Raw genomic sequence first — 12,583 nt, forward strand, 5'->3', positions numbered from 1 at the left:
CCACAGCCGGCCGAAGCAGCCCCACAGGCCCGCCCCGCTGGACCTGCGCACGCCGTCCGGGCGCCCCCTGCCGTACTGAGCCTGCGGCCGCGAGGGCTCCGGAGGATGCCATGGAACGCACGCGACGCGTCATACCGTTCACCCGGCTCGGCCGCGGCGACGTCAGCCGCGTGGGTGGGAAGAACTCCTCCCTGGGCGAGCTGACCGTGCAGCTGGCCTCGGCAGGCGTGCCGGTGCCGCCGGGCTTCGCCACGACCGCCGATGCCTACGGGGAACTGCTCGACGGACACCGGCTGCGCACCCGCATCCGGGAGCAGCTCGACCGGTTCCACGCCGGTGGCCTCCTCGCGGACACGGGCGAGGCCATCCGTTCGCTGATCATGGCCGAGCCGCTTCCCGAGGGACTGCGGGACGAAATCGTCTCGGCGTACGAGGGCCTCGGCCGCGAGCTGGGCCGTCCCGACCCGGACGTCGCCGTCCGCAGCAGCGCCACCGCCGAAGACCTGCCGGAGGCCAGCTTCGCCGGCCAGCAGGAGACGTACCTGAACGTGCGGGGTGCCGAGCAGCTGCTCCAGGCCGTCCACCGCTGTTTCGCCTCACTCTTCACCGACCGGGCGATCGACTACCGCGAGCGGATGGGCTTCGACCATCTGAGGGTCGCGCTGTCCGTCGGCGTCCAGGCCATGGTCCGCTCGGATCTCGCCGGAGCCGGGGTGATCTTCACCCTCGACCCCGAGAGCGGATTCCCCGAGGTCGTGGTGGTCAGCGCGGCCTGGGGTCTCGGCGAGACCGTCGTCAGCGGGCAGACCGACCCGGACGAGTACACGGTCTTCAAGCCGTCGCTGAAGGACCCCGTCCTGAACCCCGTCATCGACGTGCGGATCGGAGCAAAGCGCCGTAAGGCCGTCAACGCGGAACAGGGGCTGACCGACACCGTCGACACCGCCGCCGAAGAGCGGGCCCGTCGCGTCCTGACGGACGACGAGGTGCGCCGGCTCGCCGAATGGGCCGTCGCCGTCGAGGAGCACTACGGCTGCCCGATGGACCTGGAGTGGGCCAAGGACGGAGTCACCGGCGATCTGGCGATCGTCCAGGCCCGCCCCGAGACCGTGCAGTCCCGCCGCCGCTCCACCACCCTGCGCCGCTGCCGCCTCACCGGTCCTCCGGGCACGGTGCTCGCGGAGGGGACTGCGGTCGGCGAGGCCATCGGCGCCGGCCCGGTGCGGCGCCTGGACACCCCCGTGGACCTGGATCGGTTCCCCGCCGGTGCCGTGCTCGTCACCTCGATCACCGACCCCGACTGGGAACCGATCATGAAGCGGGCGGCCGCCATCGTCACCGACCACGGAGGCCGCACCTCCCACGCGGCGATCGTGAGCCGGGAACTCGGTGTCCCCGCCGTCGTCGGCACCGGCAACGCCACCGATGTCCTCCGCGACGGCGCACCCGTCACCGTCTCGTGCACCGAAGGCAGCCGTGGCAAGGTCTACGCGGGGCTGCTCCCGTACGAGGAGACCGAGACGGACCTCGCCGCGCTGCCCGCCACCCGCACCCGGGTGATGCTCAACCTCGCCGACCCCTCCGCGGCCTTCCGCTGGTGGCGGCTGCCGGCCGACGGGGTCGGTCTGGCCCGCCTGGAGTTCATCGTCGCCCACCAGGTCAAGGTCCATCCCATGGCCCTGGTGCACCCCGAGCGACTGGACGCGGCCGACCGCCGCGCCGTCGACCAGCTCACCGAGGGCCACCTCGACCGCACCCGCTACTTCACGGACCACCTCGCGTCCGGCATCGCGCGGATCGCGGCCTCCCGGTGGCCGGACCCGGTCATCGTCCGCACCAGTGACTTCAAGACCAACGAGTACGCCAAGCTCCTCGGCGGCCGGCCCTTCGAGCCGGCCGAGGCCAACCCGATGATCGGGTGGCGTGGTGCCAGCCGCTACTACAGCGACGGCTACCGGGAGGGCTTCGCCCTCGAATGCCGGGCCCTGCGCCGGGTGCGGGACGAGATGGGCCTGACCAACGTGATCGTCATGATCCCGTTCTGCCGCACCCTGTCGGAGGCCGACAAGGTCCTCGACGTCATGGCGGGTGAGGGCCTGCGCCGCGGCGAGAACGGGCTCAAGGTCTACGTGATGGCCGAGATCCCCGCCAACGTCCTGCTGGCCGGGGACTTCGCCGAACGGTTCGACGGCTTCTCCATCGGCAGCAACGACCTCACCCAGCTCACCCTCGGCGTCGACCGCGACTCCGAGGCCCTCGCCAGCGTCTTCGACGAGAACGATCCGGCGGTCACCGGACTGATCCGCATCCTCGTCCCGCGAGCCCATGCCGCGCGGCGGCCCGTGGGCCTGTGCGGGCAGCGGCCCAGTGATGATCCCGCCTTCGCGGCCTTCCTCGTCCGAGTCGGGATCGACTCGATCTCCGTGGTCCCGGACAGCTTCGCCGCCGTCAAGCAGCACGTGGCAGCGGCCGAGGACCACGGGCAGGGGGAGGGCCGAGTGGTCCCCGCCGGGAACCGTCCGACCCATGCGGATGCGCCGCCGGCCGCGTGACAGTGGCATCAGCCCGCCCGGAGGAGAGAAGGAGGCCCGGCCATGACCGGCAAGCGAGTCCTGGTCGCCTACGGCACCGAGCACGGGGCGACGGCAGGCATCGCCGAGCAGATCGGCGAGACCCTCCGCGAGGACGGCCTCGACGCCGTCGTCCTGCCCGCCGGCGACGTGGACGACGTCCGCACCTACGACGCCGTGGTCCTGGGCGGTGCCATCTACGCGGGCGATTGGAGCGGCAACGCCCAGCGCTGCGCCGAACGCAATGCCGACTCGCTCCGGCACCGCCCGGTCTGGCTGTTCAGCAGCGGCCCCCTCGACCGCTCTGCCGAGGAGCGCGACATCCCTCCCGTTCCCGGCGTCGCCCGGCAGATGCAGCTCATCGGCGCGCGGGAGCACAAGACGTTCGGCGGCAGTCTCACGGCACGCACCCCCGGACTCCTCGCGCGGTCGATGCTCCGGCAGGGCAAGGGCGGTGACTTCCGGGACCCCGACCGCATTCGGACCTGGGCCCACCACATCAGTGCCGAGCTCGCCGCCGCCTGAACCGGGCGGCCGGGTGGGCGCGGAGGCAGCGCGGAGGTGCGCCATGGACGACCGGACGAGGGGACGGGGGACCAACCCGCTGCGGCGGAAGGCCGACCGCACCCGCACCCGTCTGCGTGCCGCCTTCGCCGTGGCCTGCCTGATCGCTGTGGTCTGCGGGGTCGCCGTCGGCCGGGCGGCCTGGACCGAGAGCAGCCGCGCAGCCGAGACGGTCGCCCGCCACCGGCACGAAGTCCGGGCCGTCACGGTCGGCGAGACCACCTACCGGGCCGGTGCCCGGCCGAGCGGCACGCCCGTCACCGTTGCTCCCGCCACCTGGCACGACCCCCCGGAGCGCTCGCACACGGGCACCGTCCCGGTCCCGGCGGGCACCCGCAAGGGGGACACCGTCCGGATCTGGGTCGACGACGTCGGCAACGCGGCCACCGCCCCTCCCGGGAGGGCCGACGTCGCGTTGGACGCGGTCGGCTTCGGCATGGGCGCGCTCACCGGGATCCTGCTCGTCTCCGGTCTCGTGGTCCACGCCGGGCTCCGGATCGTCGACGCACGCAGCGCTCGGGCCTGGGAGACAGAGTGGGAGGCCGTCGAGCCCCTGTGGTCCGGACGCCTGCGGCCCGGCCAGGGAGCGGACGATGGCTGACCGCGCCGTGGGCCCGGATCTCACGCCGGACGTCACGCCGGATCCCCTCGAACCCCTTCCGCTGCTCCGCCGCGAGCTGCACACCGGGCCGCTGGGTCTGTCGAGCCGGGAGGCGGAACGGCGCCTGGCGGTCTACGGGCCGAACGAGGTCCGCCGCACCACCCGGCCAAGCATCCTCCGGGAACTCCTGCGGCAGCTGGTCCACCCCCTGGCGCTGCTGCTCTGGGCGGCGGCCGCCCTCGCCTTCATCGCCGCCATCGAGGTGCTCGGCTGGGCGATCGTCGCGATCATCCTCGTCAACGCCGGCTTCGCCCTCGTCCAGGAACGACAGGCCGAAAGGGCCGTCGAGACCCTGGCCCACTACCTGCCGGCCCAGGCACAGGTGATCCGCGACGGTCGGCCACAGCACGTCCCCGCCCGTGACCTGGTCCCCGGAGACCTCGTCGTCCTTGAGGAAGGCGACCGGATCCCCGCGGACGCCCGCCTGACGGAGGGAGGCATCGAAGCCGACCTGTCCATGCTCACCGGCGAGTCCACACCGGTCGAACGCCTGGCCGGTCCCGGTCTGCAGGCGGTACCGGTGCTCCAGGAGCCGAACCTCGTCTTCAGCGGCACCAGCGCGACCGAAGGACAGGCGCAGGCGATCGTCTTCGCCACCGGCGACCACACGGAACTCGGCCGCATCGCCGCCCTCAGCCAGCGCACCCGCAGGGAGCCGAGCCCGCTGGAGAAGCAGGTCAAGAAGGTCGCCTGGCTGATCGCGGCGGTCGCCGTCGCGATGGGAGCGGTGTTCCTCGTGGCAGGTGTGGCGGTCGGCCTGCCGGTGACCGACTCGCTGATGTTCGCGATCGGCCTGCTCGTCGCCAACGTGCCCGAAGGGCTCCTGCCCACCATCACCCTCGCGCTCGCGGTGGGCGTCCGGGTGCTGGCTCGGCAGGGAGCGGTGATCAAGCGGCTGAGCGCCGTCGAGACCCTCGGTTCCACCAACGTCATCTGCACCGACAAGACCGGCACCCTCACACGGAACGAGATGCGCCTGCACGGCTTCTGGACGCCCGAGAACCTCATGGAGGCAGGGCCCCGGAGCGCCGAGCTGATCCGGGCGGCGGCCGAGTGCACCACCGTGATCCGCGAGACCGACGGCCGGCTGCACGGCGATCCGACCGAGATCGCACTGGCCGAGGCAGCCGCGGAGCCGGCGGTGCCCTTCGACCCGGCGGACCGGGACGCACACCGACGGGCCTGCTTCCGCTTCGACCCCCGCCTGCGCCTGATGTCGGTGGTCCAGGCGACCGGCCACGGCCGCCTGCGCGTCGTCGTCAAGGGTGCGCCGGAAGCGGTCCTGTCACTGCTGACGGGTGGGGAGCCGGTCCGGGAGGCACGGGACGCCGCCGAGGCGCTGGCCTCGGCGGGCATGCGGGTGCTGGCCGTGGCGGTGCACGAGCTGCCGACCGGTGCCGAGCCTCCGGCACGGCGTCAGCAGGCTGAGCGGGAGCTGCACCTGCTCGGGCTGGTCGGCCTCTACGATCCGCCGCGCCCGGAAGTCGCGGCCGCTGTCCGGCGCTGCCACGAGGCGGGCCTGACGGTGCACATCGTCACCGGTGACAGCGGCGCCACGGCCGCCTCGATCGCGCGTGCCGTCGGCATCGGTGTGCCGAAGCTGCGGGTGATCGCGCAGTCCGAGGCGGTCGACGACCACCACCTCGACCACCTCCTCCGGCAGGCGGACACCGAGATCGTCTTCGCGCGCTCCTCGCCCGAGACCAAGCTGAAGGTGGCCGACGCCCTGCGCAGCCACGGGCAGATCGTGGCCATGACGGGAGACGGCGTGAACGACGCTCCCGCCCTGCACCGCGCCCACATCGGCGTGGCAATGGGACGCTCGGGCACCGACGTGGCCCGCGAGGCGTCGACCATGGTGCTGACGGACGACAACTTCGCCACCATCGTCACGGCGATCGAGTCCGGGCGCCGGGTCTACGACAACGTCCGCAAGTTCATCGTCTACATCTTCGCCCACCTCACCCCCGAGGTCGTCCCCTTCCTCGTCTTCGCCCTCTCCGGCGGAGCCGTGCCCCTGCCCCTGACCGTGCTCCAGATCCTCGCCATCGACCTCGGCACCGAGACCCTCCCGGCCCTGGCCCTCGGCCGCGAACGTGCCGAGCCGGGGCTGATGAACCGGCCACCCCGGCCCCGCAGCCAGGGCGTGATCAGCAAGGACATGCTGGTCCGCAGCTGGGGCTGGCTCGGCACCGTCTCCGCCGCACTGGTCATGGCCGCGTTCCTCTACGTCCTGTGGCGCGCGGGATGGCAGCCCGGCGACCCGACCGGCCCGGGCACCCCGCTCCACGACGCCTATCTCACCGCGACCACCGCCACCTTCGCCGGCATCGTCGCCTGCCAGGTCGGCACCGCGATCGCCGCACGCACCGACCACGCCGCCCTGCGCGACATCGGCTTCTTCACCAACTCCCTGCTGCTCGCCGGCATCGCGTTCGAACTCGCCTTCACCGCCGCGCTCGTCTACGCGCCCCCGCTCCAGCACCTGTTCGGCACCGCGGCCCTGCCTCTGGACGTCGTCCTCCTCATCGCGGCGTTCCCGCCGCTGGTCTGGGGAACCGACGAGATCCGCCGCTGGTCCCGCCGCCGGCTCCGCGACGCCGCCGCCTCATGACGGGCGCCCCCTTCAGCTTCAGGGGGCGGACCCCCGGACCGTGAAGTCGGCCTTGACGCCCACGACCCCCGGCACGGTGCCGGCGGCGCGGACCACCACGTCTTCCAGCGCGGGATCCGGCAGGGACCCGTGCAGGTGTGCGACGCCCTGGGCCACGTGAACGTCGACCTCGGCGGAGCCGTGCGGGAGGAGGTGGTACGCGAGCAGTTCACGGATCTCGGCGCCGATGTCCGCGTCCGGGCGGAGGTAGACCTTCAGCAGGTCCCCGCGGCTGACGACGCCGATCAGGCGGCCGTCGCCGTCGACCACGGGCAGGCGCTTGAGGTGGCCGCGTGCCATCAGCCGCGCGGCGGCAGTGACGGGGTCGTCCTTCGCCACCGTCACGGCCGGCCGGGTCATCATCCGCTCCGCGGTCGTCGCGCGGTCCGGGTCGGTGTCCTGAGCGTTGAGCAGCAGGTCGGCTTCGGAGACGACGCCGATCACCCGCCCGCCCTCGGCCAGCACGGGCAGGGCGCTGACGTGCCACCTCCGCATCGCTTCCACGACGTCCTTGAACGCGGTGTCGTGGCCGACGGAAACCACGACGCGGGTCATGACGTCGTCGACCGTGTGCAGGTGTGCCATGACCATTTCCACTCTCAGGCGTGGGCGATGACGGCCACGGGCGCTGCCGCGTGGTGCAGGACGGCGTGGGCGACGGAGCCCAGGTGAACGCCGAGGGGCGAGCGCCGCAGGTGGCGGCCCACCACCACCAGTCCTGCCCCCTGGGAGGCCTGGACGAGCCGCTCGCCCGCGGATCCCATGAACACGCCGGTGGTGACGTTCACGCCCGGATGCCTGTGGCGCCACGGCAGCAGCATGTCGTCGACCATGTGCGTGACGCTCCGTCCGATGTCCCGCTCGTTTTCCGGGTCGAAGAAGGGGACGTACGCGTAAGCGGGCGGCATCTTCCAGCCGTGCACGACCCTCAGCGGGCATCCGCGCCGTTCCGCCTCCTCGAAGGCGAAGGCGAGCACGCGGTCGCCGGCCTCGTGGATGTCGACGCCGACGACCACATCGGCGGCGGCACCGGTGCCGGGGCCGTCCGGGTCGTCGGCGACCCGGACGAGGACGACGGGGGTGTCGGTGGCGACCACCGTGGACAGTGCCACCGAGCCGACGAGGAAGCCGACCAGGCCGCCCACGGCGCGCGATCCGAGGACCAGCAGGGCCGCGTCGGCAGCCTCGGCGGCGAGGGCGGCCGCCGGCCGGGCCTTCGGGCAGCGGGTCGTGATCTCCAGGTCCGGATGGCGCCGGCCGAGCTCCCGTGCCGCCTCGCTCAGGGCCTCGTCGGCCCACCGGTCCATGTCCGGTCTGCCCACGCCCGGCAGGACGGGGTCCAGCGGCCAGTCGACGGCGTGCACGAGCCGCAGGGGTACCTGCCGCAGAGCGGCCTCCTGCGCGGCCCACCGGGCGGCCGCCCGGCTCTCGGCGGAACCGTCGACCCCGACCGCTACATGGTTCTTCATGACGACGAGCTCCTTCGTGCGGTGGACCGGCCGTCACCACGGCATCGCGTGCCCAGCGGGGCCGGCAGCCGAGACCACCGCGTGGCTGTTGGGCGTGTGACACCCACCCTCCGCCGCGGCGCAGAGCGAAACGAGGGCCGAACGGGCCCCTCCAGGTGCCGGAGGGACCACTCTGCCCGGGGCGGGACGGGCCGGCACCGCGGAATGGGCCCATTGGTCCCGGCGAGCGGTCCCGGGCGGCCCTCTTCCCCACCGCACCCCGGGTGACAGCGTGGGTGGTGTCCCCCCATCGGATTCTCGGTTGGGAGTAGCCGTGGAAAGCACCCTCCGTACCCCGGACACCAGCTCGGTCGTCGTCGGCGTGGACGGCTCGGAGCCGGCACGCCGCGCCGCCCTGTGGGCCGCCGGCGAGGCCGTGCGCCGCGGCCGCCCCCTGCACATCGTGTACGGCGCGGACACGGACGGCAGGGCGCTGTACGTGTCCGCGGAGACCATCGAGAAGGTCCGTGCCGCCGGCCGGGAACTCCTGGCCGACACGGCGAAGGCCGTGGCCTCCGAGCACCCCGGTCTTCAGGTGACCACCGAGTTCAGTCGCGCGGACGCCGTCACCAGCCTGCACCGGGCCGGCGGCCTGCACGGCACGATCGTGGTCGGCAACCGCGGCCTGGGCGGCTTCCACGCGCTCATGCTCGGCTCCGTCGGCCTCAACACGGCAGCCGGGGCCAAGACCCCCGTCATCGTGGTCCGCGACGTCGACGAGACGGTGGAGCACGGCACCGTCCTCGCCGCCGTCCGGGACGAGCACGACCTCGTGTGCGCCCGGTACGCCGCCCGCGAGGCCGAACTGCACAAGGCCTCCCTGCGGCTGCTGCACGTGTGGAACATCCTCCAGTCGGTCGGTGACGTGGCGCCCCTGCTCGACGACGTGGACGGGATCGCCGGCAAGCACGCCTCGGCCCTGGAGGCCGTCACCGACACGATCCACGACGAGTTCCCCGACCTGACCGTCGCGAGTGACGCGACGAAGAGCCGGTCCGTGGCCGGAGTCCTCGTGGAGGCGTCCCGCCGGGCCGACCTGCTCGTCATGGGCGGCCGCAGGGCCCCCGCCCCGTTCGGACTCGGCCGCAACCTGGGCGGGGCCACCCACAGCGTGCTGCACCACGCCCACTGCCCCGTGCTCCTCGTCCCCCGCGCGGGAACCGACTCCGCGAGCCGGTCATGACGGGCCCCCGGGAGGGTGCTCGGGACATCCTCGTGGCCATCGACCCGGTCCGGGACTGGCACCTTCCCCTGGCCTGGGCCGCCGACGAGGCCCACCTGCGCCACCTCCCGCTGCGCCTGGTGCTCGCCGTGCCACCCCGGCACGAGGTGCACCACGCCGATGACACCCCACGGCAGACGGCCTTGCGACGGGCAGGTGCCGAGAGACTCGGGCAGGCCCGGGAGTGGGTCCGTGACAGGCATCCGGAGCTGGCGGTGACCGAGGACCTGAGGGGCGGCTTCCCCGCCCCGGTGATCGCCGGTGTGGCCGGGCACGCCCGCATGGTCGTACTCGGCTCCCGGCACCTCGGCCGAGTGGCGGAAGTGCTCAGTGCCGGGGCGCTCGTGGTCCCGGTGACCGCCCGGGCCCCGTGTCCGGTCGTGGTCGTGGGCGACGCCGCGCACACCACCCAGCAGCCGCCGTACATCGTCGCCGGCGTCGACGGCAGCGCCGCCTCGGTCACAGCGCTCCGGTTCGCCTTCGACGAAGCCGATCTGCACGGCGCGGCCGTCCGCGCCGTCTCGGCGTGGCAGCCCCCCGTCCTCGCGCTGCACGGTGAGGAAGGCGCCGTACGCGCTCAGCGGGCCCTGCTCGCCGAGGCCACCGCGGGACTGGCCGGGACGTACCCGGACGTGCGGCTCACCCACGAAGTCCCGGTCGGCCACCCGGTGGAGGAACTGGCACGGGCGGCCGAGCACGCGCTGGCCGTCGTCGTCGGCCGCCGCGGCCGCGGGGGCTACACGGGCATGCGCGTCGGTTCCACGGTGCACGGACTGCTGCACCGGGCGCACTGCCCGGTGATCACCGTCCCCGAGGGGTGAGGCCGGCATGACCGGCAGCGCGACCGAGGCACCGCCCGTCCGAGCCCCCGGCCGGCCGGGGCTGTCGCAGGCCGAAGCCGAACGCCGGCTGGTCCGCTACGGCCGCAACGAGGTGGCACCGCCCCCGCCGACGCCGTTGTACCGCCGGGTGCTGGCCCAGCTCCGCGATCCGCTGATCATGGTGCTGCTGGGGGCCGCACTCCTGACCATCGCGATAGGGGACCACCCGGACGCCGTCGTCATCGGACTGGTGATCGTCTTCAACACCACCGTAGGGGTCGCGCAAGAGGTCCGTGCCGACCGGGCCGTCGCCGCGCTCTCCGCGCTCTCCGCCCCCCACGCCCGGGTGCTGCGCGACGGAGCCGCGCACGAGGTCCCGGCGGCGCTCGTCGTCCCGGGCGACGCCCTGCTGCTGGGCGAGGGCGACATCGTCGCCGCGGACGCCGACCTCACGGACGCGTCCGCGCTTCTGCTGGACGAGTCCATGCTCACCGGCGAGTCCGAGCCGGTCGACAAGGCTCCGGGCGAGCCGGTGAGTGCCGGCACCGTCGTCGTACGGGGCCGGGGCACTGCCACCGCCACGGCCACCGGCCCGGCGAGTGCCCTCGGCCGGATCGCCGCACTGCTCGACGGCGGCCACGACCCCACGCCGCTCCAGCGCCGGCTCGCCTCCCTCGGGCGCGTCCTGGCCGGCGTCACCATCGCCCTGTGCGTGCTGGTCTTCGCCCTGGGCCTGCTGCGCGGCCTGGCACCGAGCACGATGGCCGTCACGGCCATCAGCCTGGCGGTCGCCGCGGTGCCCGAGTCCCTTCCGGCCGTGGTCATCCTCGCCCTCGCCCTGGGCGCCCGCAGGATGGCCGCGCGGGGCGCGCTCGTCCGCCGTCTGCCCGCCGTCGAGACCCTGGGTTCGGTCAGCGTCCTCGCCACCGACAAGACGGGCACTCTCACCGAGGGCCGCATGGTCGTCCAGCACGTCTGGACGCCCTCCGGCGCCGCCGACGTGTCGGGCAGCGGTTACCAGCCGGAGGGCGAGCTCACCCGTGCCGGACACGCACTGACGCCCGAGGAGCTCCGGCCACTGCGGGAACTGCTCACCACGGCCGCCCTGTGCAACGACGCGAGCCTCACGCCGCCAAGGCCCGGCTCGGACGCCTGGAGCGCCGTGGGCGATCCCATGGAGGCCGCTCTGCTGGCCGCCGCAGCCAAAGCCGGCTGCCCCACCCGGGCCGAGCTGCGCCGGGCCTGTCCCCGGATCGCGGAAGCTCCCTTCGACAGCCTGCGCAAGCGGATGACCACGCTGCACCACCTGCCCGACGGAAACGTGCTCGTCTGCCTCAAGGGGGCTCCCGAGGCCGTCCTCACCCCGCTCGTGCTCGCAGACCCCCCCGAAGTGCTGACCCGGGCCCGCGAGCGGGCCGCCGCGCTGGCCGCGCGGGGGTTCCGCGTCCTGGCCGTGGCAGGCGCAGAGCGGCTCCTGTGGCGCCTGCCGGCCGCCGAGGCCGAGCAGGGACTTCACCTGCTGGGCCTGATCGCCGTCAGCGACCCGCCGAAGGCCGCTGCCGCCGCGACCCTGGCGGCCTGCCGGGACGCAGGGATCACCTCCGTCCTGATCACCGGCGACCACCCCGCGACAGCACGTGCCATCGCCGAGCGCACCGGCCTCGTCGAGGACGGGCAGGCCGGTGAGGTGCTCACCGGCCCCGAACTGGCCGCCGCGCCGGACACGGACCTGACCGGCGTACGCGTCTTCGCCCGCACCAACCCGCAGCAGAAGCTGGACATCGTCCGCGCCTGGCGGGCACACGGCGCCGTCACCGCCATGACCGGCGACGGCGTCAACGACGGTCCCGCCCTCCGGCAGGCGGACATCGGCGTCGCCATGGGCGCCCGCGGCACCGAGGTCGCCCGGCAGGCCGCCGACCTCGTCCTCACCGACGACGAGCTCTCCACCGTCGTCACGGCCGTGGAGGAAGGCCGCCGGGTGTACGACAACATCCGGCGCTTCCTCGTCTACGCCATGGCCGGCGGCGCCGCCGAGATCCTCGTGATGCTGATCGGTCCGCTGCTCGGCCTGGCCCTGCCGCTCCGCGCCGGGCAGATCCTGTGGATCAACCTCCTCACCCATGGCCTCACGGGCGTCGCCATGGGCGCCGAGCCCGTGGCTCCGGAGGCCATGCGGCGCCCGCCGCGGCCGCCCGGCCAGCACATCCTGGCCGCCGGCGTGTGGCAGCGCCTGCTCGTCCTGGCCTGTGCCGTGACGTCGGTCAGCCTGCTCGCCGGCATCGCGGCCCGGGCCCTGGACCTGCCCTGGCAGAGCGTGCTCTTCCTGGCCCTCCTCGCGGCCCAGCTGGGCGTGGCCCTGGGCCTGCGGGCCCGCCTCCTGACCAGGGCCAACCTCTTCCTTCCGGCCTCCGTGGCCGGATCCGCCGCGCTGGCCATGGCGGCCCTGCACCTTCCCGCCCTGCAGTCCCTCCTGGACACCGAGCCCGTCGGCTGGACGGGTGTCTGGCTCGCTGCGGCCGCCGCTCTCGCGGCCTTCGTGGCGGCCCGGCTCCTGCGGGGCGCATTCCGCAGAAAGGCATGA

The 12,583-nt window shown here is 73.7% G+C and carries 9 protein-coding genes; 7 read left to right on the forward strand and 2 right to left on the reverse strand.

All coding sequences use genetic code 11. From position 1 onward, the window contains the following. Positions 1–110 precede the first annotated feature (110 nt). The 4 genes from ppsA to ACIF6F_RS06560 are packed head-to-tail and all read left to right on the forward strand — an operon-like array spanning position 111 to position 6,409. Complete coding sequence (gene ppsA, locus ACIF6F_RS06545) at positions 111–2,552, forward strand: phosphoenolpyruvate synthase (protein ID WP_399942041.1); 2,442 nt, start codon at positions 111–113, stop codon at positions 2,550–2,552. Between the two features lie 42 nt (positions 2,553–2,594). After that, positions 2,595–3,095 carry a flavodoxin domain-containing protein gene (locus tag ACIF6F_RS06550; protein ID WP_399942043.1) on the forward strand — a complete coding sequence of 167 codons (501 nt, stop codon included), beginning with the start codon at positions 2,595–2,597 and terminating at the stop codon, positions 3,093–3,095. A 43-nt stretch (positions 3,096–3,138) separates the two neighbouring features. Next, positions 3,139–3,735, forward strand: a complete 597-nt coding sequence (locus ACIF6F_RS06555; protein WP_399942046.1) for a hypothetical protein — start codon at positions 3,139–3,141, stop codon at positions 3,733–3,735. Next, positions 3,728–6,409 (forward strand): cation-translocating P-type ATPase, encoded by a 2,682-nt coding sequence (locus tag ACIF6F_RS06560; protein WP_399942048.1) that lies wholly within the window; start codon positions 3,728–3,730, stop codon positions 6,407–6,409. Before ACIF6F_RS06555 ends, ACIF6F_RS06560 begins: the two co-directional genes overlap by 8 nt. An 18-nt stretch (positions 6,410–6,427) precedes the next feature. On the opposite strand, the gene ACIF6F_RS06565 is transcribed toward ACIF6F_RS06560, so the two are convergent. After that, on the reverse strand, positions 6,428–7,033 hold the full coding sequence (locus ACIF6F_RS06565; RefSeq protein WP_399942051.1) for a CBS domain-containing protein: 606 nt from the start codon (positions 7,031–7,033) through the stop codon (positions 6,428–6,430). A 14-nt stretch (positions 7,034–7,047) separates the two neighbouring features. Then, a complete protein-coding gene (locus tag ACIF6F_RS06570; RefSeq protein ID WP_399942053.1) occupies positions 7,048–7,917 on the reverse strand; it encodes a universal stress protein in 870 nt (289 codons plus the stop codon). Between the two features lie 313 nt (positions 7,918–8,230). Between ACIF6F_RS06570 and ACIF6F_RS06575 the strand changes: the two genes are divergently transcribed. From ACIF6F_RS06575 to ACIF6F_RS06585, 3 genes are read left to right on the forward strand one after another with little or no spacing between them, the layout of a single operon-like run. Beyond that, positions 8,231–9,139 carry a universal stress protein gene (locus ACIF6F_RS06575; RefSeq protein WP_399942056.1) on the forward strand — a complete coding sequence of 303 codons (909 nt, stop codon included), beginning with the start codon at positions 8,231–8,233 and terminating at the stop codon, positions 9,137–9,139. Further along, positions 9,136–9,999 carry a universal stress protein gene (locus tag ACIF6F_RS06580; RefSeq protein ID WP_399942058.1) on the forward strand — a complete coding sequence of 288 codons (864 nt, stop codon included), beginning with the start codon at positions 9,136–9,138 and terminating at the stop codon, positions 9,997–9,999. Before ACIF6F_RS06575 ends, ACIF6F_RS06580 begins: the two co-directional genes overlap by 4 nt. Positions 10,000–10,006: 7 nt before the next feature. After that, complete coding sequence (locus ACIF6F_RS06585; RefSeq protein WP_399942061.1) at positions 10,007–12,583, forward strand: cation-translocating P-type ATPase; 2,577 nt, start codon at positions 10,007–10,009, stop codon at positions 12,581–12,583.

The sequence above is a fragment of the Streptomyces sp. NPDC086023 genome, assembly GCF_044540325.1.
GTDB lineage: Bacteria > Actinomycetota > Actinomycetes > Streptomycetales > Streptomycetaceae > Streptomyces.